The organism is Larkinella sp. VNQ87 (genome assembly GCF_049445795.1).
Classification (GTDB): domain Bacteria; phylum Bacteroidota; class Bacteroidia; order Cytophagales; family Spirosomataceae; genus Larkinella.
In genome coordinates this window covers 1-20,535 of sequence record NZ_JBMSDT010000009.1, presented here as the reverse complement: position 1 = coordinate 20,535, position 20,535 = coordinate 1, and the positions used below count along the sequence as shown (strand labels likewise).

Annotated in this window: 25 protein-coding genes; 15 read left to right on the top strand and 10 right to left on the bottom strand. The window is 53.2% G+C overall.

Translation table 11 applies throughout. The annotated features are described in order from the left end of the window. The first annotated feature begins 95 nt into the window (after positions 1-95). Positions 96-866: an NIPSNAP family protein gene (locus tag ACO2Q8_RS16410; RefSeq protein WP_423345925.1), complete on the top strand. Its 771-nt coding sequence runs from the start codon at positions 96-98 to the stop codon at positions 864-866. A gap of 87 nt (positions 867-953) precedes the next feature. Here ACO2Q8_RS16410 and ACO2Q8_RS16405 read toward each other — a convergent pair whose 3' ends face one another. The 7 genes from ACO2Q8_RS16405 to ACO2Q8_RS16375 all read right to left on the bottom strand — a co-directional run bounded on the left by ACO2Q8_RS16405 (position 954) and on the right by ACO2Q8_RS16375 (position 7,073). Next, the gene (locus tag ACO2Q8_RS16405) at positions 954-2,306 is read right to left on the bottom strand and encodes a hypothetical protein (RefSeq protein ID WP_423345924.1); all 1,353 of its coding nucleotides are present in this window, start codon (positions 2,304-2,306) and stop codon (positions 954-956) included. A gap of 420 nt (positions 2,307-2,726) precedes the next feature. Then, positions 2,727-3,347: a class I SAM-dependent methyltransferase gene (locus ACO2Q8_RS16400; protein WP_423345923.1), complete on the bottom strand. Its 621-nt coding sequence runs from the start codon at positions 3,345-3,347 to the stop codon at positions 2,727-2,729. A gap of 22 nt (positions 3,348-3,369) precedes the next feature. Beyond that, on the bottom strand, positions 3,370-4,725 hold the full coding sequence (gene eat, locus ACO2Q8_RS16395; RefSeq protein ID WP_423345922.1) for an ethanolamine permease: 1,356 nt from the start codon (positions 4,723-4,725) through the stop codon (positions 3,370-3,372). A gap of 94 nt (positions 4,726-4,819) precedes the next feature. Continuing rightward, positions 4,820-5,587 (bottom strand): hypothetical protein, encoded by a 768-nt coding sequence (locus ACO2Q8_RS16390; protein ID WP_423345921.1) that lies wholly within the window; start codon positions 5,585-5,587, stop codon positions 4,820-4,822. Further along, positions 5,584-6,006, bottom strand: a complete 423-nt coding sequence (locus tag ACO2Q8_RS16385) for a hypothetical protein (RefSeq protein WP_423345920.1) — start codon at positions 6,004-6,006, stop codon at positions 5,584-5,586. Before ACO2Q8_RS16385 ends, ACO2Q8_RS16390 begins: the two co-directional genes overlap by 4 nt. A 6-nt stretch (positions 6,007-6,012) precedes the next feature. Then, positions 6,013-6,399 carry a DUF423 domain-containing protein gene (locus ACO2Q8_RS16380; protein WP_423345919.1) on the bottom strand — a complete coding sequence of 129 codons (387 nt, stop codon included), beginning with the start codon at positions 6,397-6,399 and terminating at the stop codon, positions 6,013-6,015. 11 nt (positions 6,400-6,410) lie between these two features. Further along, complete coding sequence (locus ACO2Q8_RS16375) at positions 6,411-7,073, bottom strand: YggS family pyridoxal phosphate-dependent enzyme (RefSeq protein ID WP_423345918.1); 663 nt, start codon at positions 7,071-7,073, stop codon at positions 6,411-6,413. A gap of 196 nt (positions 7,074-7,269) precedes the next feature. Here ACO2Q8_RS16375 and ACO2Q8_RS16370 point away from each other — a divergent pair, with 196 nt between their 5' ends. The 10 genes from ACO2Q8_RS16370 (at position 7,270) to ACO2Q8_RS16325 (ending at position 14,977) form a co-directional block, all read left to right on the top strand. Then, positions 7,270-8,214, top strand: a complete 945-nt coding sequence (locus ACO2Q8_RS16370; RefSeq protein WP_423345917.1) for a hypothetical protein — start codon at positions 7,270-7,272, stop codon at positions 8,212-8,214. A 139-nt stretch (positions 8,215-8,353) separates the two neighbouring features. Next, positions 8,354-8,734, top strand: a complete 381-nt coding sequence (gene rpsF, locus ACO2Q8_RS16365) for a 30S ribosomal protein S6 (RefSeq protein WP_423345916.1) — start codon at positions 8,354-8,356, stop codon at positions 8,732-8,734. A 2-nt stretch (positions 8,735-8,736) separates the two neighbouring features. Continuing rightward, on the top strand, positions 8,737-8,988 hold the full coding sequence (gene rpsR, locus ACO2Q8_RS16360) for a 30S ribosomal protein S18 (protein ID WP_038117645.1): 252 nt from the start codon (positions 8,737-8,739) through the stop codon (positions 8,986-8,988). A gap of 101 nt (positions 8,989-9,089) precedes the next feature. Next, positions 9,090-9,530, top strand: a complete 441-nt coding sequence (rplI, locus tag ACO2Q8_RS16355; RefSeq protein WP_423345915.1) for a 50S ribosomal protein L9 — start codon at positions 9,090-9,092, stop codon at positions 9,528-9,530. 83 nt (positions 9,531-9,613) lie between these two features. Then, positions 9,614-10,627, top strand: a complete 1,014-nt coding sequence (locus tag ACO2Q8_RS16350) for a GSCFA domain-containing protein (RefSeq protein WP_423345914.1) — start codon at positions 9,614-9,616, stop codon at positions 10,625-10,627. A 31-nt stretch (positions 10,628-10,658) separates the two neighbouring features. After that, positions 10,659-11,765 carry an Mrp/NBP35 family ATP-binding protein gene (locus ACO2Q8_RS16345; protein WP_423345913.1) on the top strand — a complete coding sequence of 369 codons (1,107 nt, stop codon included), beginning with the start codon at positions 10,659-10,661 and terminating at the stop codon, positions 11,763-11,765. 80 nt (positions 11,766-11,845) lie between these two features. Continuing rightward, positions 11,846-12,112 carry a NifU family protein gene (locus ACO2Q8_RS16340; RefSeq protein ID WP_423345912.1) on the top strand — a complete coding sequence of 89 codons (267 nt, stop codon included), beginning with the start codon at positions 11,846-11,848 and terminating at the stop codon, positions 12,110-12,112. A gap of 13 nt (positions 12,113-12,125) precedes the next feature. Next, complete coding sequence (locus ACO2Q8_RS16335; RefSeq protein ID WP_423345911.1) at positions 12,126-12,314, top strand: DUF433 domain-containing protein; 189 nt, start codon at positions 12,126-12,128, stop codon at positions 12,312-12,314. A gap of 164 nt (positions 12,315-12,478) precedes the next feature. Then, on the top strand, positions 12,479-14,167 hold the full coding sequence (locus ACO2Q8_RS16330) for a D-alanine--D-alanine ligase family protein (protein ID WP_423345910.1): 1,689 nt from the start codon (positions 12,479-12,481) through the stop codon (positions 14,165-14,167). A gap of 15 nt (positions 14,168-14,182) precedes the next feature. Next, positions 14,183-14,977 (top strand): SDR family NAD(P)-dependent oxidoreductase, encoded by a 795-nt coding sequence (locus ACO2Q8_RS16325; protein ID WP_423345909.1) that lies wholly within the window; start codon positions 14,183-14,185, stop codon positions 14,975-14,977. A gap of 103 nt (positions 14,978-15,080) precedes the next feature. Here the strand turns inward: ACO2Q8_RS16325 and pepT are convergent, their stop codons facing one another. From pepT to ACO2Q8_RS16310, 3 genes are read right to left on the bottom strand one after another with little or no spacing between them, the layout of a single operon-like run. After that, positions 15,081-16,322, bottom strand: coding sequence for a peptidase T (gene pepT, locus ACO2Q8_RS16320; RefSeq protein ID WP_423345908.1), 1,242 nt, complete (start codon positions 16,320-16,322; stop codon positions 15,081-15,083). Positions 16,323-16,347: 25 nt separating this feature from the next. Then, the gene (locus ACO2Q8_RS16315; protein WP_423345907.1) at positions 16,348-16,623 is read right to left on the bottom strand and encodes a Uma2 family endonuclease; all 276 of its coding nucleotides are present in this window, start codon (positions 16,621-16,623) and stop codon (positions 16,348-16,350) included. A 31-nt stretch (positions 16,624-16,654) separates the two neighbouring features. Then, positions 16,655-18,250, bottom strand: a complete 1,596-nt coding sequence (locus ACO2Q8_RS16310) for a peptide chain release factor 3 (RefSeq protein ID WP_423345906.1) — start codon at positions 18,248-18,250, stop codon at positions 16,655-16,657. Positions 18,251-18,426: 176 nt separating this feature from the next. Here ACO2Q8_RS16310 and ACO2Q8_RS16305 point away from each other — a divergent pair, with 176 nt between their 5' ends. The 4 genes from ACO2Q8_RS16305 to ACO2Q8_RS16290 all read left to right on the top strand — a co-directional run bounded on the left by ACO2Q8_RS16305 (position 18,427) and on the right by ACO2Q8_RS16290 (position 20,429). Continuing rightward, the gene (locus ACO2Q8_RS16305) at positions 18,427-18,930 is read left to right on the top strand and encodes a SixA phosphatase family protein (RefSeq protein WP_423345905.1); all 504 of its coding nucleotides are present in this window, start codon (positions 18,427-18,429) and stop codon (positions 18,928-18,930) included. After that, positions 18,927-19,145, top strand: coding sequence for a hypothetical protein (locus ACO2Q8_RS16300; protein WP_423345904.1), 219 nt, complete (start codon positions 18,927-18,929; stop codon positions 19,143-19,145). Before ACO2Q8_RS16305 ends, ACO2Q8_RS16300 begins: the two co-directional genes overlap by 4 nt. Before the next feature lie 24 nt (positions 19,146-19,169). Next, the gene (locus ACO2Q8_RS16295; RefSeq protein ID WP_423345903.1) at positions 19,170-19,760 is read left to right on the top strand and encodes a class I SAM-dependent methyltransferase; all 591 of its coding nucleotides are present in this window, start codon (positions 19,170-19,172) and stop codon (positions 19,758-19,760) included. A gap of 132 nt (positions 19,761-19,892) precedes the next feature. Next, a complete protein-coding gene (locus ACO2Q8_RS16290) occupies positions 19,893-20,429 on the top strand; it encodes a hypothetical protein (RefSeq protein ID WP_423345902.1) in 537 nt (178 codons plus the stop codon). The last annotated feature ends 106 nt before the right edge of the window (positions 20,430-20,535 follow it).

Here is a 20,535-nt window from a genome sequence, read left to right as displayed (position 1 = left end):
TTTATCGGAAAAAACCGGCTTTCCCGAAATTATTATCAATCAATTTATTCTCACGTTCTCTCCCTATTTTTGTAAAAACTAACACCCAAATTTCAATGAAACCTATTCTGTTGACCTGTAGCCTTTTACTAACAACACTTGCCCTTTCCTACGCCGGTTCAAAATCCAACCCAACGGTTGCCGACCCCGGTCGGTTGTATGAAGTCCGGATTTATTACCCCACGCCCGGCAATTACGAAGCCATTGTAGACCGGTTTCGGAAATACACCCTAAAAATTTTTGAAAAACACGGCATGACCAATGTCGGCTATTGGGTACCAACGGATGCGTCGCAGGAAAAGCTGATTTATATTCTGTCGTATCCGAATCGGGAAGCCCGCGATGCCTCCTGGAAAGCCTTTGGAAGCGACCCGGAGTGGAAGGAAGTTGTTGCCAAAACGGAAGCTAACGGCAAAATCGTCGCAAAAGTCGACCAGATTTTTATGACCGAAGCCGAGATTTCGCCCAAACTAAAACTCTCCAAAGAACCGGGCCGGGTGTTTGAAATGCGGACGTATTCACCGGCTCCCGGTAAACTGAATGATCTGCTGGCCCGGTTTAAAAACCACACCATCAAGCTGTTTAAGCAACACGGCATGACCAACGTTGCTTACTGGCTGACGACGCAACCCGACGAAACCGGCCAGTCGAAACTAGTGTACATCCTGGCGCACCCCAGCGAAGCCGAAGGGAAGAAGCATTTCGAAGAGTTCCGAGCTGATCCGAAATGGGTAAAAGCCAAAGCCGAATCCGAAAAAAACGGCTCACTGACGACGAAAGTAGAATCGGTTTACATGAAGCCGACGGACTACTCGCCGATTCAATGAACTAAAGAGCGAAAGAGTAAAAGAGTGAAAGAGCGATTTGCTCCGCAAAAGTTAAAATCTGGCGGAGCATTTCGCTCTTTCACTCTTTTACTCTTTAGTTCTTCCGTTCACGTACGCTTTCTCCGACGGCAACCGATCCTGATCTGAGGAAGAGCGGGCTTTGGTGGCCAGGTTGGAAACGGAGAAAAAACCGTTGCGGAACTGGGTGTATTCTTCTTCGGTCATGGCCTGACGGGCCGCCAGTCCTTTTTCGTACCCATCGTTGAACGACGCAATCCGGCTGTCGGTGCGGGCCAGTTTACGGTCTTCCAGTAAACGGTCGATTTCGTTGATCAACTGCTGTTTCCGTTGCCGTAGTTCGTCGAGCGATGGCAGCACCTCCAACTCGTGGTCCATGATGTTCTTTTGCGTCAGGTGTTTGGCCACCTCTTCCTGAGCGAATTTGTGCTGTTTTTCCAGCCGCTTGCGCCGACGACGCAGCCGCCACAAACGCGGGTCGGCCTGGAGCCACCGAAACCAGAATTTCTGCAAAACCGGCAGGCCAATTCCCAGACAAACCGCCCCCGCCAGTGCAAAAAGCACCCCGCTCAACACGAACGACAGCAAGGCCCACGGGCTGTTGACCAGTTGCAGGTTCAACTCGTCGGACTGCTGTAATTGTTGCTCGATGCGCTGCAATACCCGCTGATCGGCCACCGGATTCGGGTTGGTGGGGTCGAGGGGCGTGGCGTTCAACTGGATGTTTTTGATACTTTTATTAATGGCCTCTTTCAGCTTGTCAGTGCGGTAGGCATCGTACCGGAACCAGCCGAGAATGATCAGCGTAACGATGGAAAGAATGGCTAGTCCCATCTTGAACCAGCCGTAGCGTCGGGCGGCTTCCGGCGAGGAGTTTGAAATGTACGGTTCTTCCACCAGACGGTCGTAGGCCGGTTTTAGCAGAATCGATACCATCGCCAGCCCGACGGCGAACATCCAGGCTTCGGTATTGTTCCGGATGTTCAGGGCGTAGGCTACAATCTCATGGGAAATAATCAGGTCCCCGGCGACGAACGAAATCCCGGCGGCTACGAAGATCAGGCCCGCAAACAGCGAATATTCGGATGCGGTTTTCTGCCGACGCTCCTTTAATTTTTCCCGCTCATGTTCAACCGACTGGAGTTCGGTTTCGAGCCGTTCCACCTCTTTCCCGGCCAGCGTTGTCTGCATGACATGCTCCTGCAACCGATCGTAGGCCGACCGGCGCAGAGCCGTTGTGTCGGCCAGTTGCTGATCCAGTTGCCGAATTTCGTCCCGCTTGGCTTCAACCCGTTCGTGGATCCATTCGTCGCTAACCTGGCTCGACAGGTACCCTTCATAGGTCTGGCGGTCGGTTCCTTCGACCCCGCTCGTGTATCCGTGCTGAAAATCCCGGTTGTTTGCCGGCTGTTGTTCATTCATGTTGTCTATCGTTTCTTTCACTTGTTAACCCAAAAATAGCCTTTCGCCGGTTTGAAAACCGGTTCTGTCATCGACGGTGGAAGAGGTTTGGTTTATTACTGCTTCTTGCATGAAAGCAGGCTGGCTACTTTATTCCCGCAAGTCTGATCGTCAGTAGATTAACCTCATGTTTCCGATTTTGTGTTTTTGATTTGTCTTTCTTGAGGGTTAACAGGGTCGAACTATAGCTAGTTCAGCCGGAAAGATACGCGTTTAGAGCTGTTTCTTCAGTCAGTTTGACCAATGGCTTTTTGAAAAAACCGGTCTTGAAGGCATATTATTGTCAAACAAGCCGGATTTATGAATGGTTCAGCCAATATTTGCGGTTCAGAAGGCGGGGGGCGTTCCTTTGTTTGTCTTCCGTTCGCCGTTTTTCGCTGCTCAGGCCGGTTTTTGCAGCAGAAAATACGTGTGCCCCTCGTTGCCTTCCGGAACAAAATAGTTCTCTATAAGAGTAAAACCGGTTTCGATAAACCATTGTTGGTACGAAACCGCATTGGTATGGCTCCAGAACATCGTTACATCCGGCCGAATCCAGCCATGGCTCAGGCCGGTCCAGTCGGTGGCTCCGGTAATACACAGAAAATAGCCGCACGGTTTCAACCAGTTAAACACCGATTGAATCACGGCAGGTTGTTCGGCCAGGGGAAGGTGAATCAGCGAATACAAGGCCAGAACGCCGTCGAACGAAGCTTCCGGGAAATCCAAACCGGCCATGTCGGCGACTTCGAAGCGGGTCGCTGGGATGTTCTGCCGGGCCAGCTCGATTTGGTAGGGCGAAAGATCGATGCCCCGGTAATTCGTCAACGGACTCAGAAAAAGGGCCGTCGGGATGCCGTCGCCACAGCCCAGTTCCAGTACATGGCTGTTGGGGGGCAGTCGGCCGACCAGGTCGGCCAGCCAGGGCTGGTAGCGGTTTTTAGTGTCATTTTCAAAAAAAGTACGATATGCGCCACCTAGCTGATCGTACCCGCGTCGAACGATTTCCTTAGGATTATCCATGCGCGCCAGCGGCCGGTTTTGTTTAAGGAGTAGTGGAAGAAGCAGGAACTCGCACGCCAATCAGCCGGAACGCCAGCAGCGAAACCGCCAGTAGAACCGCAAAAATCACGCTGAGCCAGATGTTGTAATAGATGATGGCGAGCAGACAGACTACGGACAGAATAAGGGCAATAGCGGGTACGTACGGATAGAAAGGAGCCAGGAAAGGCCGTTCGAGATTCGGTTCTTTTTTACGAAGCTGAAACAGGCTAACCATGCTGCTGATGTACATAAGCACGGCGCCAAGGGCCGAAAGGATGATGATGTCGCCGGTGGTGCCCGAAAACAACGCCACAAAACCGACAATCCCGCCCCCGATCAGTGCCCAGTGGGGGGTCTGAAACCGGCGGTTGACCTGCGCCAGAAAACCGGGCAGGTAGCCGCTGCGGGCCAGGGCGTAAATCTGGCGGGAATACCCGATCGTGTTGCAATGGAACGAGGCAATGAGGCCAAACAGGCCCAGGCTGGCGAAGATCTTCGACCACGGGCTGTTGCGCCCCAGCACCATCGCCAGCGTTTCGGGCAGCGGGTAGTCGATTTCACTCAGCAAACGCCAATCACCTGCACCCGCCGTCAGGATCATAGTACCCAGGGCCAGGATCACCAGCGTTCCGATGCTCAGCAGGTAGCCGCGCGGGATGGTTTTCTTCGGATTCTTCACCTCCTCGGCCACCATTGCGACGCCCTCAATAGCCAGGTAAAACCAGATGGCAAACGGCAGGGCGGCAAACACCCCGCTTAATCCAAACGACTCGTTATGCGCCACAACGTTTTTGGTTTCGTAAGCCGGGGTAACCAGTGCCATGTAAACGAGCAATTCCACCACGGCCAGCACGGTAACCAGCATCGAAAAATTGGCCGATTCCTTGATTCCCAAGATGTTGATGGTGATAAAAACGATATAGGTCACCACGGCTACGCCCAAAACCGGTAATGCCGGGTTGAGAAAGTGGGCATAGGCGCCCAGGGCCGCAGCAATGGCGGGTGGGGCCATCAAAAAGTCGACCAGGGTGGCAAAACCGGCAACGAAAGCCGCCGTCGGCCCGAAGGCCCGTCGGGCGTAGGAAAACGGCCCACCTGCATCGGGAATGGAAGTGGTCAGTTCGGTATAGCTGAAAATGAAGGCCAGGTACAGAATGGTCACCAGCACGGTGGCAACCAAAAAACCGAGTGTTCCGGCGACGGCCCAGCCGTAGTTCCAGCCGAAATATTCGCCCGAGATCACCATGCCGACGGCAATCGACCACAATTGGTCGGTGGTGATCACTTTGCGCAACGCCGGTTGCCCCGCCGATTCATCCGCCTGAATCGGAGCAGAGCCTGTAGAAGACTCGATCATTCAAGAATAAAAAAAGAAAAGGAAATAGTACAAGCCTGAAGGCCAGTACACTATCAATTTGGGATCGCCCTCTAAATAAAAGCCATTTTGAAGTTTAATCCAAAAATACCTGTTTCAGAACGGCCCATAATTTTCGCTTTAATTTTTGGTCAGCTTCGATGGCTGAAAGCGGATCGGCCAGCAGGAAGGTAATACCAAAAATGCGGATCGGCTCGTAGCGATCCATCTGGATGTTCAGGTGGATGGTTTTAAACGGTACGCCGAAGGAGATGAAGTGATGCAGCTTTTTGTTCTCCAAAACCGCATGAAAATCCACCAATCCCGACCCAGCCAGGTTCAGCATATCGATGTCATCGATGCTCAGCTTAATGGCTTTCAGGATATTTTCGAGGAAGATTAACTCACTGGGCGTTAGTTCCTCATCGATCAACACCAGCACTTTCGGTTTTTCCGCAACGGTTTTGGACGAAATCGGTTCCACGAGGGGCGGGGTCGCAGCCGGGGGAGTGGGTGTCGCGGTTTCGACCAGTGTAACCGGGGCGGGTACTGGCTCCGGTGTGATGATGGGCTGAGCAGGTTCTGGTTCAACTAAAATAGGTTCAGTCAGAACAGGTTCAGGTTGAATGGGGCCAGCCTGGATAGGTCCGGCCTGGATGGGTCCGGCCTGGATGGGTCCGGCCTGGATGGGTCCGGCCTGGATGGGCTCGGTCTGTATTTCAGCCACACTAGGCTCATCCACAACCGGTTCGGGTTGGACAATCGGAGCGTTAGCCGGTACGGTTTTCCGCACGACGGGCTCCGGTTCCGGCGACTGGAAAAGCGTATCCTGCTCAAACAGATAGTGGTAAGCACTTTTTTTCATTTGCCGGTTTCCAGTTTATACCATTGCACAGGCGTCAACGGTTTGCGCCGACCATCGAACGTCTTTTGTTCCGGGCCGTAGTATTTGACCAGGTAATCCAGCACCGCCGGTTCGGATTCGCCCAGGTCCCAAAGCTTCTGCGTGCGCTGCATCCAGCGAATTTTTTCCTTCCAGCCGTCTCGCGTAAACCGGTTTTGCAGAATCAGTTTGCTCGAATGGCAGGCCGTGCAGTGGCCCACAATAAGGTTCAGCCGTTCGTCGACGACCAGGCCGGTATTCGGATCATGTTTCAACGAATCGGTGGCGGTGAACCCGGTTTTTCCAGTGACCGGCTTTTCCGAGGGCGTCGTCAGGGCCGAGAGCGTCAGCCACCCGGCTAGTACAACCGCTATTCCCGTGAGGATTTTTTGTATTTTCATATAATCTTACCCTTTTGCGGCACCCATCAGCAGCAGGGCCCAGCCCGCCAGCATCAGCAAGCCGCCGATGGGGGCTACCGCGCCGAATTTCGTAATGCCGGTAAAGCAGATCGCATACAACGAACCACTGAAGATTAGAACACCGAATAGGTATGCATAGCCTGCCCAGCCGTAGAATTTTGCCGAAGCCGCCGAAGTAGCCGGAAGTTGCAGCAAAATTCCAATGGCAACCAGCGCCAGGGCGTGGTAAAACTGGTATTTGACGGCTGTTTCGAAGGTGTCGGTGCGTTTGGATAGTTCGAGCGCGGCTCGGAGGGCATGGGCGCCGAAGGCCCCAAGCGCAACGCCAAGGAATCCCAGAATGGCTCCCGATTGCAGAAAGAATTTATGCATGATAGCGATTTTCAGTTTCGTGACCCAAATATCGCACTTCCGACCCGTACCATCGTACTTCCTTCCGCAATTGCGATCAAATAATCGCTACTCATGCCCATCGAAAGCTCCTGAAACCGGACGTTGGGGCGCTGCACGAGACTCAGCCGGTCAAAAAGTTGTTTGAGCGACTGAAATTCCCGGCGAACCTGCGCTTCGTCGTCGGTGTTGGTTGCCATGCCCATCAGGCCCACGATCCGAACGTTTGCAAGCGTTTCCAGTTCCGGACTTTGGAGCAGCGACTCGGCTTCGGCTTCGTCAAAACCGAACTTGGTTTCTTCCTGCGCGATGTGAATCTGAAGCAGGCAGTCGATCACGCGGGCATGTTTGGCAGCCTGTTTGTTGATTTCCTGTAACAGCTTCAGGCTATCGACCGAATGAATCAGGCTGACGAACGCAGCAATGTACTTGACCTTGTTGGTTTGCAAATGACCGATCAGGTGCCATTCCAGGTCGGCGGGCAACTGGGGCTGTTTCTCGACCATCTCCTGTACCTTGTTTTCGCCGAAACGTCGGCAGCCAGCTTCGTAGGCTTCCTGAAGCAGAGCGACGGGCTTGGTTTTCGTAACAGCAATCAGCTTGGTGGCTTCCGGCAATCGGGCTTCGATGGTTCGAATGTTATCGGCTAAAGTCATGTTTCCACAATTTAATTGCAAAGATAGAATCATCTTGGCAGGGGAGAAAAGGAGGAATAAAACGGAAATCAATCTTTCCGTCTCACTTCTTTCCTTTGGCTCCTAATAATAAAGAAACATGGGTCGTTGTATGGAAAAACTAGTGGAATCATGTACTTTACGCCCACAATGCTTATTCCATTAAGTACTACTATTCATGGAGTCGTATAACCAGGACCGACGTAATAACCGTAAAAATTACTTATTGGTGGCCTTAGGCATTCTGGCCGCCCTGAACTTGCTATTGCTTTACTTTTATTACCAGGAAAGACAGACCAACAAGCTTCAACAAACGACGCTGGCCGACAAAACGCAGGAAATGTTGATTACCAAGGCCCGGCTGGACTCGATTTCGACGCAACTAGATGCCAAGATTTCCGAGATTCAGTCGTTGGGCGGTCAGGTCGATTCGTTGCTGAAAGTGAAGGAGCAATTGGAAGCTGATAAACGCAACCTGCGGAATGTGGCGTCTTTTGATGCAAAAAAATACGAAGGTAAAATCCGGGAATACCTGGCCTTGCTGGGCGAAAAAGACAAGGAGATTGAACAATTGAAGGAGGAAAACAGCATCCTGACTTCGCAAAACCAGACCTTGACGGAGGAAAATACCAGCCTGAAAAACGAACGACAGGCACTGGCAGATACCGTCAGCCGCTACTCCGAGCAAAACCGGGAGTTATCCGAAAAGGTAACCCTGGCTTCGGCCCTGAAAGCGGAAAACCTGGTTGTAAACGCCATCAACCGGCGGGGTAAGGAGAGCGACGGGGGCGAATACCGCGCCCGGCGGATTGAAAAAGTGAAAATTTCGTTTCGGCTGGCGACCAATCCGTTGGCCCAGGAAAACGAGAAAGAGATCGTTCTGCGTATCCTGGATCCCAGTGGTTCGGTGATTTCGGATATGGCCACCGGTTCCGGACAGTTTATTTTCAACGGACAGGAAATGGTCTACACCGCCAAACAGACCATTACTTACGACAACAGCAGCCAGCAGGTGACGTTTATCTACGGCCGGGGCAACATCCCGTTTAAGGAAGGTGCGCACCAGATTGAGCTGTATTCAGAAGGCTTTAAAATTGGTCAGGGTGAGTTTACGGTAAAATAAACCGAGGTAACTATAAAGCACGAATGGCGAAAGACGGAAGCGGTTTACAAAAAAACCGGCTTACCTCTTTCGCCTTTCGTGCTTTATAGTTACCTTTGCGTCCTCATTTTGAAATCTTTATCCATTTAACACAATTATCATGCAGTTCACAAAGAACTATGAGACGGTGTTCATTTTGACTCCCGTTTTATCTGAAACCCAGATAAAGGACACCGTCGACAAGTTCCGCAAAGTGTTGACCGACAACGGCGCGGAAATTGTAAATGAAGAAAGCATGGGTTTGCGCAAGCTTGCCTACCCGATCCAGCACAAAAACACGGGGTATTATTTCCTGTTTGAATTTACGGCGGAAACGAAAGTGCCCGAAGCCCTGGACGTGGAATACCGTCGGGATGAGCGCATCATTCGTTACCTGACTACGGTGCTCGACAAACACGCGGTTGCGTATAACGAGCGTCGCCGGAAAGGACAACTGGGTAAAAACAAACAAACCGAAAAAGCAGGAGAGGAGGCCAAATAATCATGAGTCTGCAGAACGAACCCGTTAGCAAAAACGAAAACCGCAAGAAATACTGCCGTTTCAAAAAGTCCGGTATCAAGTATATCGACTACAAAGATCCCAACTTCCTGTTGAAGTTGCTGAACGAACAAGGCAAAATCCTGCCCCGCCGGATCACCGGTACGAGCCTGAAATACCAACGCAAAGTGGGTCAGGCCGTCAAACGGGCGCGTCACCTGGCCTTGTTACCCTACGTAGGCGATTCACTGAAATAAGTTTATGGTTTACGGTTTATTGTTTATAGTTGATTCAAGCAAGAAACTAGGAACAATAAACCATAAACTAAAAACCATAAACTGCCAACTCATTTACCATTATGCAAATCATACTGAAAACCGACATCGCCGGACTGGGTTTCAAGAACGATACCGTTGACGTAAAACCCGGCTACGGCCGTAACTACCTGATTCCGCAAGGATATGCCGTCATGGCCACGGAATCAAATAAAAAAGTGGTGGCCGAAAACATCCGGCAAGCTGCCCACAAAGCCGAAAAAATCAAGAACGACGCCCTGGCAACAGCCGACGCCCTGAGCCAACTGACGCTCAGCATTCCGGCCAAAGCGGGTGAAAGCGGCAAGATTTTCGGACGCGTGACCAACACGCAGGTAGCCGATGCCCTGAAAGAAAAAGGCTTCGATATTGACCGTAAGAAAATCACCATCGACGAGGTAAAAGTGCTGGGTTCGTACAACGCGACGATCAACTTGCACAAAGACGTCAAACAAGCCGTCAAATTTGAGGTTGTTGCTGAGTAATCGTATTGATAACCAGAAGGTTATCAGGTGAAATAAATTGGAGCGGTTCGGAGTTTTTCGGACCGCTTTTTTGTTAGTGTAGTATGGACTTTCGTACTGAACTGACACCGGAAAAACTACCGGTTTTGATCGGGCCCGATGCCCGGATTGTGACCCTTGGATCCTGCTTTGCCGAGGTGCTGGGGCGGCAATTGACCGACAACAAAGTCGAGGTGCTGAACAATCCGTTCGGCACGTTGTTCAACCCCGTATCCGTCGACAAATTGCTGCGGGCGGCCATTCAGCAAACCGAACCCGACCCGGAACTGTACGTCGAACGCGACGGCTTGTGGTTCCATTACGATTTTCATTCCTCCTTTTGGGGTCATACCCGCGAGGAGTTACAACGTCGGTTGGCCGTCTGCCTGACCCAAACCGGCGAAGCGCTGCAAAACGCTGACTGGTTTGTGCTGACGCTCGGCACCGCTTTCGTCTATCGCCATCAGGAAACCGGTAAGGTCGTGGCGAATTGCCATAAAATGCCCGGTTTTCTGTTCGAAAAGTATTTGTATGCCTATGAACATGTTCAAAGCACACTGACCGGGTTGGTGAAATTTCTGAAACGAACTAACCCGAACCTGCAAATTCTGCTGACGGTTAGCCCGGTGCGGCATACAAAAGATTCCTTACCGATGAATCAGGTGAGCAAGTCGATCCTGCGGGCGGTGAGCCACGAACTGACGGTTTGGCACGAGCCGGTTCATTATTTCCCGGCTTACGAAATCATGATGGACGATCTGCGGGATTACCGGTTCTACGAAGCCGATCTCATTCACCCGAACGCGGTGGCCGAACGCTATATTTTTGAAAAATTTGCCGATTGTGCCTTTGATGCCGAACTTCGCCGGTTCATCACCGACTGGCAGCAGTTGAAAAAGGCACTGGCGCACCGGCCTTTCCATGAGAGAACCGACTCACACCGCCGGTTTCTAGAAAATTTATTGAAACAACTGGATGCGTTTGCCCACCGGGCCGATATTTCGCAGGAACGGCACGAGGTGGAGCGCCGTCTGCGATCTTTCCAGACGATTGACCCCGGCGCGAACCAGGCAGCCTGATTTGCTGTTCACCCAACAGAACCAAGACGTTATGTCGACTTACAGACTGACCAAAGAAACCGTATTGAACGCCCTCGGGCACGTCGAAGAACCGGATTTGAAGCGTGATCTGGTCACGCTCAATATGGTGAAAGACATTGAATTAGGGATCGATCAGGTCCGGTTTACGGTGGTCCTGACCACCCCGGCCTGTCCGCTGAAAGAGTTGATCCGGAAGCGTTGCGTCGATGCGATTCACACTTACATCAGCCCGGATATCGAAGTGACGGTCAACCTGACGGCGGATGTGAGTTCGACGCGCTACAACGCCCCGGTTTTACCGGGTGTTAAAAATATTATTGCCATTGCCTCCGGGAAAGGCGGAGTTGGTAAATCGACCGTAACGGCCAATCTGGCGGTGGCGCTGTACAAATCTGGGGCGAAAGTGGGCATCATCGATGCGGATATTTTCGGGCCGTCGGTACCGGTGATGTTCGGAGCTGAAGACATGCGTCCGGCCGTGATTCAGGTTGAGGGCAAGAACATGCTGCAACCGATCCGGCAATACGGCATTAAACTGATGTCGATCGGTTTTCTGACGCCCGCCGACAACGCCATTGTCTGGCGCGGCCCGATGGCGAGCCAGGCCCTGCGGCAGTTTTTTGCCGATACCAACTGGGAAGAACTGGATTACCTGCTGATCGACCTGCCGCCGGGCACGAGCGACATTCATTTGACCCTCGTACAAACCGTACCGGTAACGGGGGCCGTGATCGTCACGACTCCGCAGAAAGTGGCGCTGGCCGATGCCACAAAGGGGCTGGCAATGTTCCGGCAACCGCAGATTAATGTGCCGGTTTTGGGCGTTGTCGAAAACATGGCGTATTTTACCCCCGCCGAATTGCCCGATTCGAAATACCATATTTTCGGAAAAGGTGGAGGGCAGGAACTGGCCGACAAATTCGATGTGCCATTGCTGGGCCAGATTCCGCTGGTGCAAAGCATCCGGGAAGCGGGCGACGACGGAAAACCGGTCGTGACGGAAAATGACCCGGTGACTTCCGGCGCGTTCCGGGCGGCTGCCGAAGCCCTGGCGCAGCAGATTTCGGTCCGCAATGCGACGCTGGAGAAAACGCAGCGCGTGGAGATTGCCCGGTAATCGGCCGGTTTCATTGGATTTAACGGCGAAAAAACGTATTTTTACCATCAGTCATTTGACCACCTTTTGTGAACCTAAGCATGGGAACTGAATTGGAAAACGAATTATTACTTGATCGTGTCGAAACGGCTTTGAACACCATTCGGCCCTACCTGGAAGCAGACGGTGGCAATGTGAAGGTGCTCGAAGTGACGAACGATAAAGTAGTCCGGCTGGAACTGGTCGGCGCGTGCGGCTCCTGCCCGATGTCGGCGATGACGTTCAAAGCCGGGCTGGAAGAAGCCATTCTGAAAGCCGTCCCGGAAGTGTCGCGAGTCGAAGCCACGAACCTGACTCCGGCGTTTTAACTGTGTAAGAGCTATGGCAGCGTTATCCGAAGTGATCGTCTCCAATCCGAATATCATGGGAGGAATACCAGTTTTTTCCGGGACGCGTGTGCCGATTCAATCTTTATTTGACCACCTGGAATTGGGTATCTCCCTGGATGATTTTCCGGCTGTAACGAAAGAACAAACCGTTGCGGTGATTGCTTCCTGGCTGTTTCGCTAAATCAATACCACTTTTGAGGATAGAAGGCTGCTCTTTTACGAAAGAGCGGCCTTTTTTGTTACTTTGCGCCATCGTACCCACGGACTTTAGTCCGTGTGAGTTGATATTACCAATTAGATAGAATAAACTCCCAAAACACGGACTAAAGTCCGTGGGTACTTGTAATGAGAATTGGTATCTTCTTCGGTGGCCCGTCGCGTGAGCGGGAGGTTTCCTTTGCCGGCGGTCGCACGGCCCTGACCCATATTGACAAAGCCCTGTTTGAACCCGTGATGGTGTTTGTCGACGGGCTGGGCAATTTTATCCTGATTCGGGAAGAGTTGTTGGCTCAACCCTCGATCCGGTCGTTTTATCCGCAGCAAACCGACCGTCGGTTCAGCGTGTACATCGAGTCGTTGGCCGGTTTGTCGGCTGAGGAACTGGAGGAACAAATCAACGCGATCGGGCTGCGGATTCAGCCGCAGGAGTTCAGCCGGTTTTTCGATTTTGCCTTTCTGGCGATGCACGGCCCCGATTGTGAGGACGGCGGCATTCAGGGTTTGCTCGAATGGTACAAGATTCCGTACAGCGGGCCGGGCTTGATGGGTTCGGCGGTCGGCATCAATAAAATCCTGCAAAACGAACTGATTGCACTGGTCAACGGGCAGGAAAAGAAAACCGCCGTCATCAGCCGCCCGGCCTGGGACGAAGCCGACAAAGCCAGTTTCTTTGAATCGCTGCAAAGCCAGCTTGGGCTGCCCATCGTTGTGAAAGCCCCGCACCAGGGCTCGTCCATCGGCGTGGTGATCGTTCGCAACAACGATTTAACGACGTTCATCAAGGCCGTCAATCAGTGCTTTTTCCGACAAGAGATTGATCTGGAAAGCTGGAAAACGTTCTCGGACGAGCAAAAAACCGCCCTGGTGCAGGCGATTACCGAATTGGACTCCGGCATCGGTTATCCGGTGATTCTGGAAGAAACCGGCGAAGCGATTCACCACCCGGCGGACTTGCTGGCGAAAGCCGATTCCTGGGCCCAGGCCGGAAACGGGTCGCTGGTCATTGCGTCGGTCAATTCCGAAGACGATGTACTGTTTGAAGAGTTTATCAGCGGTCAGGAATTTTCGTGCGGGGTGATTCAGGACGACGACGGAACCGCCGTGGCCCTGCCGCCGACGGAAATTTACAACGTCACGAGCTTCGATTTTAAATCCAAATACCAGTCGGGCAGCACCACCCGCAAACGGATTCCGGTGCAGACGACGCTCGAACACAACCGCGAAATCCAGGTGAACGTCGCTAGTGTCTTTACCAAACTGGGTATGAACGTCTGCGCCCGCATCGACGGTTTTCTGACGCCCGACGGCCCGAATGCGCCGGGTCGCGTGTTGCTCCACGATCCGAATACGATTCCCGGCATGTCGCCTACCTCGCTCATCTTCAAGCAGATGGCCGAAATTGGGTTGAATGTAACGCAGGCCATCACCTATTTCATCCGTCAATCGTTACGCGAACGCATCCGAACCGGCAAGAATACCGTCCGCTTGCGGCAGCAACTGGCGGACCTTGATCAACGCATGGCCGACCGGCAATTGCTGCACGTGCCGACGGAGGAGTTTGTCGTGGATGGGGCCCATGAAGACCTGGAAGCGACCTGGGCGGAAGCCAAAGCCTGGTACGGCTTGCACGCGGCTCAGGGCCAGACCCGGCCGGTGGTTATGCTAAAAACCAGCCAGGCCCGGCACGAATTATCCGTGAATTTGTTGTTTAAGGACTCGGTGGCCGACGTGCTCGAAGCGCTCGCCCAGCCGGTGCATCCGTTGATTCTGGAAACCCGTGAACGGGCCAAAGCGATCACGGAGCGGTATTCGTAAACAAACACTTTAGCAATGAATTTAGAAATAAGCGGAAAAACCGCCTTGGTGACCGGCTCGACGGCCGGCATCGGGCTGGCCATTGCCCGAACGCTGGCGCAGGAAGGAGCCGAAGTGATTCTGAACGGCCGGAACAAGGAACGAACCGACGCTCTGGCCCGGAAGATGATGGACGAATTGCCCGGCACCCGGTTTCGGGCCGTCGCGGCTGATTTTAGCAAGGTGGACGACATCAACGCGCTGCTGGCCGACGTTTCCGAAGTGGATATACTGGTGAACAACGTCGGCATTTTTGAGCCGAAGGAGTTTGCCGACATCCCGGATGAAGACTGGTTCCGGTTTTTTGAGGTTAACGTGATGAGTGGCGTTCGGCTTTCGAGGCACTATTTTCCGGCGATGCTGGCGAAAGGCTGGGGGCGGATCATCTTCGTATCGAGCGAATCAGGCCTGCAAATTCCGACCGAAATGATTCATTACGGTATGACAAAAACCGCGCAACTGGCCGTTTCACGCGGTTTGGCCGAATTGACAACCGGCACCGAAGTGACCGTGAACACCATTCTGCCCGGGCCAACGTTCTCGGAAGGCGTTGGTGATTTCATTGGTAACATGGCGGCCATGAACAAGGTGACCGTGGAAGAGATGGAAAAAGACTTCTTCAAACACGCACGGCCCACGTCGATCATCAAGCGGTTTGCCACCACGCAGGAAGTGGCCAATCTGGTGGCCTACCTCGTCAGCCCGCTGGCATCCGCGACCAATGGCGCGGCCATTCGTGTCGACGGGGGGGTGACGAAGACGATTGCCTGAGGGTTTTCAGTTTATGGTTTACAGTATACAGTTGGATTCGCTGCATGAGAAATGCGTTTCCGCCCGGAAAACCGTAAACTGAAAACCGTATACCGGTCATGGTTTATGCCCGTTCTTCCCAAACCTGGCAGAGATTGACAATCACTTCCACGGCTTTTTCCATGTCCTGCACCGAGACCCATTCGAGCCGTGAGTGAAAGGCGTGTTCGCCCGCGAAGAGGTTGGGGCAGGGCAGACCCATGAACGACAGCCGTGAGCCATCGGTGCCGCCCCGGATGCTCCGGCGTTCGGGCTGCAGGTCGCTCCGGCGGATGGCTTCGAGCGCGTTTTCGACCACGGCGGGGTGCTGGTCGAGCACTTCTTTCATGTTCCGGTATTGCTCCCGAACGTCGAACGTCGCGCTGGAGTTGGGATACATGGCCAAAACCGTCTGCAACTGCTTCTGTAGGTAATGCTCTTTTTCCTGTAAACCGCTCACGCTAAAGTCGCGGATGATGAATTCCAAAACCGCCTGATCCTGATTGCCTTCCAGGTGGCCCGGATGAATAAAGCCTTCGTGGCCTTCGGTGGTTTCGGGCGAAAGCGAATCTTTGGGCAGGGAAGCCAGCAGATCGGCGGCAATCTTCAGCGCATTTTCAAGCTTGCCTTTCGCAAAACCGGGGTGCGTGCTGACCCCCTGAATCGTGATTTTGACCGCATCGGCCGAAAACGTTTCGTCTTCCAGCGTGCCCCGCATCTCGCCGTCGATCGTGTAGCCAATGGCCGCGCCGAGTCTTGCCAGATCGACTTTTTCGGTGCCGCGACCGACTTCTTCATCCGGCGTAAACAGCAGCCGGATCGTGCCGTGTTTAATTACGGGCTCGTTGAGCAGCAGTTCGGCAGCGGCCATGATCTCGGCTACGCCCGCCTTGTTGTCGGCGCCGAGCAGCGTGGTGCCACTGGCCGTGATGATGTCGTGGCCGATCTGGTCGTTCAAATCCGGGTGGTCGGCCAGTCGGATGACCTGCGTCGGGTCGTCGGGCAGCACGATGTCCGTGCCGTCCCAATCGTGGTGGATGAGCGGTTTGACGCCCGCGCCGGTCACGTCCGGCGAGGTGTCCATGTGGGCGCAGAGGCACAAAACCGGCACGTTCGGCTTGCCAGTATTGGCCGGAATCGTGGCATAGACGTACCCAAATTCGTCCAGTTCGGCATCCGAAACGCCCAGTTCGTGGAGTTCGTCCACCAGCAGACGGCCCAGATCTTTCTGTTTTTCGGTCGAGGGATTGGTGGTGGAACGCGGGTCGGATTGGGTATCAATCTGGACGTACCGTAAAAACCGGTCGACAACGGAGGTATTTTGCATAGGGTGTGGTTTTTCGCCGTGGCGTTTAATTCATGAATTCCTGTAAAATGGTCAGGGCAGGGGTTGTGCTGAAAAACGCTTCCGCAGGAAGCTGAAAGCCTTTTACAACCTCACTTTTGAGCAGCCCCTCACCACCCTGAAACCGGAGATGAAAAACACCATTAATGAGGACAAACTGTTCGACGGTTTTTTTAGTGGGATCAACCAGCCAGTATTCCCCTACGCCGTGTGCTTCGTAATCGGTGAATTTAATCGTACGGTCAATTTTTGCCGTTTTGGGCAACAGGACTTCGACGGCCAAATTCGTTGGTTCATACCGTCGCCAGTTTAGATTATACCTCCAGGGCCAGTTTGAATTCCGACGTCATATGGAATTTGATATCCGGGTTGTTCTGCATGTTCATGCGCAGAATCCAATCGGATTCGGCCAGAAAAACCGGGTTCTCGTCTTTGTCGTAGGCAATCGCCAGCCCTTTCAGCCGGATGAATTCGTCGAGCTTCTTCCGGTCGTCGGAGGTGAGCCAGCAGGCTTTCGAGATCGGCAGCGACACCCAGCGGCATTTGGCCCCGTATTCGTGTTCGAGCCGGTACTGAATCACATCAAACTGAAGTTCGCCGACCGTGCCGACGATCTTCCGGTTTCCGCTCGTCATCGTAAACAACTGCGCCACGCCCTCGTCGGTCAATTGCTGAATGCCTTTCTCCAACTGCTTGGATTTCATCGGGTCGGCGTTGATCAACTCCTTGAAAATCTCGGGCGAAAAACTCGGAATACCGGTGTACTGGAGGTCTTCGCCTTCCGTCAGCGTGTCGCCGATCTTGAACGATCCCGTGTCGTAGAGGCCCACCACGTCGCCGGGGAAGCCTTCTTCGACAATGCTCTTGCTGTCGGCCATGAAGCTGAACGGACTCGAAAACCGTACGTCTTTGTCCAGCCGCGTGTGGTGGTAGAATTTTCCGCGTTCGAACGTGCCCGAACAAATGCGCAGGAACGCAATCCGGTCGCGGTGGCGCGGGTCAAGGTTGGCGTGAATCTTGAAGACAAAACCGGTAAACTTCGGCTCGTCGGGCTGTACCACGCGCTTGTCGGTGGCGCGGGCAATCGGTTCCGGCGAAATCGTGCAGAACGTGTCCAGCAATTCTTTGACCCCGAAGTTGTTGACGGCCGAGCCGAAGAAAACCGGGGCTACTTTGCCTTCCAGGTAGGTCTGGCGGTCGAACGGATCATAAACGCCTTCGATCAGTTCGGCATCTTCGCGCAGTTGTTCGGCGTCGCGTTGGCCTACTTTTTGATCCAAAACCGGCGTATTAATGTCGATTTCCAGGATGTCTTCTTCCACCTTCGTTTTGTTGACGCGGAAGAAATTCATGGTTTTGTCGTAGAGGCTGTACACGCCCTTGAAATCCGACCCCATGTTGACCGGCCAGGTCAGCGGCCGAACCCGGATGTTCAGCTTGGCTTCCAGTTCGTCGAGCAAATCGAATGGATTCTGGCCTTCGCGGTCGAGTTTGTTGATGAAAATAATCACTGGCGTATCGCGCATCCGGCAGACTTCCATCAGACGCTCGGTTTGCTCCTCGACGCCCTTGACGCAGTCGATGACCAGAATCACGCTGTCGACAGCGGTGAGCGTCCGGTAGGTGTCTTCCGCAAAATCCTTGTGACCCGGCGTATCGAGGATGTTGATTTTCAGATCCCGGTATTCAAACGTCATTACGGACGTAGCTACCGAAATACCGCGCTGTTTCTCGATCTCCATAAAGTCGGAGGTGGCCGACTTCTTGATTTTGTTCGACTTCACGGCTCCGGCGGTTTGGATGGCCCCGCCGAAAAGCAGCAGTTTTTCGGTCAATGTGGTCTTACCGGCATCCGGGTGGCTGATGATGGCGAACGTCCGGCGACGGCTGATTTCCTGTAGCGTACTCATTGTATGGCTGACCGGCCCGGTTTAGGGCGGTTATGACTTCTATTAATGTATGGGAAGGCAAAGATACGAATTTTCAGGGGCATTGGAGGAACATTCCGGGGAGTCGGCGGGTTGACGCATGGTCTTTTGAGCAGAATTAGTAGTTTTGGAAAAAAACGCCTTTCTTAACCCAAACAATGAAGAAAATTCTTTACCTCGTCCGGCACGCCAAGGCGGAAGACCGGGCCAGTTTCCAGCGTGACCACGACCGTGATCTGGTGCCGGAGGGCATTATGGCTGCCGCCCGTGTGGGCCGTCATTTGGCTAAGATGGGCATCAAGCCCGACTGCCTGATCAGCAGCACGGCCAACCGGGCCAAAGATACCGGCAAAGTGATAGCCGAACAGTTACACCTGGACCCGGAAGCGATGGGGCTGGAGCCGAAACTGTTCGACGGTGGACCCAAGGCGTATCTGGCCGCCATCAACAATACCGGTGCGAGTTGTCAGTCGCTGATGTTGTTTGGGCACAACCCGGATATTTCGTACGTGGCCGAATACCTGACCCATGCCGATGTGGGTTCGATGAGCAAAGGGGCAGTGGTGATTATCGAGTTCGATGGGTTGGAGTGGGCGGAAGTTTCGGGCCGGACGGGAACGTTGATTGACCTGATTTCGCCCAAAAAATTAACCGAATCATGAATCGAAACCGGCGTATCCTGTTTGTGGTAGCCCTTGTTTTTACCCTGATCGTGGCCCTGCTGGCGGTCGATATGGCCCGGCGGACCACGGCGCCCTGGAACAAAAAACGGCAACTGGAACGGGCATTGCCCACCGAACCGGACGGAACGGCCATCGACACTTCGTTGCTGGATGCCTCCGATACGCTGTTTGTCGAGGACAGCACCGCCCGTTAAGTCTCCATTTACCAACCAAGCCACATGGGTTCCCTGACTTCATTTATCAAACGTAAAATCTTTCGGATCAACCGCGATCGCTGGAACTATCAGTACGACAAGGGGTTATGGGAAGGACTGAAAGGGCTGGACGAACTGGCCCGGTTCAGCGTCATCGTTGGGTATGTGAAATACCTGAAACCGGGTCAGCCCGAACTGCTGGAAATCGGCTGCGGGGAAGGCCTGTTGCAACAACGGCTCCAGCCGCACAACTACGGCCGGTACGTCGGCCTGGACATCTCCGACAGCGCCATCCGGAACGCCCAGGCGCAGGCCGATGAAAAATGCACCTACCTGGTGGCCGACATGGACAAGTATCAGCCCGTTGGCGCGTTCGACATGATTATGTTTAACGAGTCTATTTACTACAGTCGCCACCCACTCGAAACCTTGCAAAGGTATGCGACTCACCTCAAGCCCAACGGTTTACTGCTCGTCACGATCAACGATCACAAGCACAGCGACGAACTCTGGGCCAGCCTCAAAGACGGTTTCGACCTCCTCGACGAAGCCACCACTGTCACCAAAACCACCTGCGTCTGCAAAATCCTGCTTCCCAAGGGAGTTAAGAATTAAGAGTTAAGAGTTATGAGTTGGCTCCGCCACATTATTGGAAACGGCGGAGCCAACTCATAACTCTTAACTCTTAATTCTTAACTGATTTTGGTATGTGGTTTGTGTTTTTGCAAGCAAACAAATGGACGATTTATGGAGACACTATTAGGCATTGGGTCGCAGGTGCGGCATAGCGAATTTGGGGTTGGCGTAATTATTTCAGTAAAATCGAACGGGTATGTTGTGACTTTTCTTGAAACCGGCGTCAAAACAGTAAAGTTGAGTACACCGCTGGAGGTGATTGATGCCATCGAACCAGATCGTGATCTGGTGAGTCTGCTCGATGTGGAGCAGGCGCTGTCGCGGATTCTGCAAAAATGGGCGGATGTGACCGAGGTGGTGCCGTTGGGCGATAAGTGGAAAGGGGGCAAACTCATCCTAAAACCGGGTCGGACCGATCTGGCATCGAAGGAACTACCGATTGAGGTATTTTTCCACAAAATCGTCATGATGCGTGATCGGTTGCGGGTGCTGGAACAACGGGTGAACGCCAGTTCGATGGAGGATGAGGAGAAGGTCAACATCCAACAGTACATTACCCGGATTTACGGAAGTATGACTTCCTTTAACGTATTATTTAAACAGCCAGAGCATTATTTCACCGGCGAAAAAACGACGGCCGAAGTATAACAGATCTTACAGTGAAAAATGTGATTTGGGTTAGGGTTAACCGACGAGACGAGTCCCCGCTATTCCTGATGGCGGGGACTTTTGTTTGCTACGAACGGGGGTGAAA

Excerpts from the sequence above, each read along its gene's own strand:
- ACO2Q8_RS16410 (WP_423345925.1), top strand. The coding sequence starts at position 96 with ATGAAACCTATTCTGTTGACCTGTAGCCTTTTACTAACAACACTTGCC.
- ACO2Q8_RS16405 (WP_423345924.1), bottom strand. The coding sequence starts at position 2,306 with ATGAATGAACAACAGCCGGCAAACAACCGGGATTTTCAGCACGGATAC.
- ACO2Q8_RS16400 (WP_423345923.1), bottom strand. The coding sequence starts at position 3,347 with ATGGATAATCCTAAGGAAATCGTTCGACGCGGGTACGATCAGCTAGGT.
- eat (WP_423345922.1), bottom strand. The coding sequence starts at position 4,725 with ATGATCGAGTCTTCTACAGGCTCTGCTCCGATTCAGGCGGATGAATCG.
- ACO2Q8_RS16390 (WP_423345921.1), bottom strand. The coding sequence starts at position 5,587 with ATGAAAAAAAGTGCTTACCACTATCTGTTTGAGCAGGATACGCTTTTC.
- ACO2Q8_RS16385 (WP_423345920.1), bottom strand. The coding sequence starts at position 6,006 with ATGAAAATACAAAAAATCCTCACGGGAATAGCGGTTGTACTAGCCGGG.
- ACO2Q8_RS16380 (WP_423345919.1), bottom strand. The coding sequence starts at position 6,399 with ATGCATAAATTCTTTCTGCAATCGGGAGCCATTCTGGGATTCCTTGGC.
- ACO2Q8_RS16375 (WP_423345918.1), bottom strand. The coding sequence starts at position 7,073 with ATGACTTTAGCCGATAACATTCGAACCATCGAAGCCCGATTGCCGGAA.
- ACO2Q8_RS16370 (WP_423345917.1), top strand. The coding sequence starts at position 7,270 with ATGGAGTCGTATAACCAGGACCGACGTAATAACCGTAAAAATTACTTA.
- rpsF (WP_423345916.1), top strand. The coding sequence starts at position 8,354 with ATGCAGTTCACAAAGAACTATGAGACGGTGTTCATTTTGACTCCCGTT.
- rpsR (WP_038117645.1), top strand. The coding sequence starts at position 8,737 with ATGAGTCTGCAGAACGAACCCGTTAGCAAAAACGAAAACCGCAAGAAA.
- rplI (WP_423345915.1), top strand. The coding sequence starts at position 9,090 with ATGCAAATCATACTGAAAACCGACATCGCCGGACTGGGTTTCAAGAAC.
- ACO2Q8_RS16350 (WP_423345914.1), top strand. The coding sequence starts at position 9,614 with ATGGACTTTCGTACTGAACTGACACCGGAAAAACTACCGGTTTTGATC.
- ACO2Q8_RS16345 (WP_423345913.1), top strand. The coding sequence starts at position 10,659 with ATGTCGACTTACAGACTGACCAAAGAAACCGTATTGAACGCCCTCGGG.
- ACO2Q8_RS16340 (WP_423345912.1), top strand. The coding sequence starts at position 11,846 with ATGGGAACTGAATTGGAAAACGAATTATTACTTGATCGTGTCGAAACG.
- ACO2Q8_RS16335 (WP_423345911.1), top strand. The coding sequence starts at position 12,126 with ATGGCAGCGTTATCCGAAGTGATCGTCTCCAATCCGAATATCATGGGA.
- ACO2Q8_RS16330 (WP_423345910.1), top strand. The coding sequence starts at position 12,479 with ATGAGAATTGGTATCTTCTTCGGTGGCCCGTCGCGTGAGCGGGAGGTT.
- ACO2Q8_RS16325 (WP_423345909.1), top strand. The coding sequence starts at position 14,183 with ATGAATTTAGAAATAAGCGGAAAAACCGCCTTGGTGACCGGCTCGACG.
- pepT (WP_423345908.1), bottom strand. The coding sequence starts at position 16,322 with ATGCAAAATACCTCCGTTGTCGACCGGTTTTTACGGTACGTCCAGATT.
- ACO2Q8_RS16310 (WP_423345906.1), bottom strand. The coding sequence starts at position 18,250 with ATGAGTACGCTACAGGAAATCAGCCGTCGCCGGACGTTCGCCATCATC.
- ACO2Q8_RS16305 (WP_423345905.1), top strand. The coding sequence starts at position 18,427 with ATGAAGAAAATTCTTTACCTCGTCCGGCACGCCAAGGCGGAAGACCGG.
- ACO2Q8_RS16300 (WP_423345904.1), top strand. The coding sequence starts at position 18,927 with ATGAATCGAAACCGGCGTATCCTGTTTGTGGTAGCCCTTGTTTTTACC.
- ACO2Q8_RS16295 (WP_423345903.1), top strand. The coding sequence starts at position 19,170 with ATGGGTTCCCTGACTTCATTTATCAAACGTAAAATCTTTCGGATCAAC.
- ACO2Q8_RS16290 (WP_423345902.1), top strand. The coding sequence starts at position 19,893 with ATGGAGACACTATTAGGCATTGGGTCGCAGGTGCGGCATAGCGAATTT.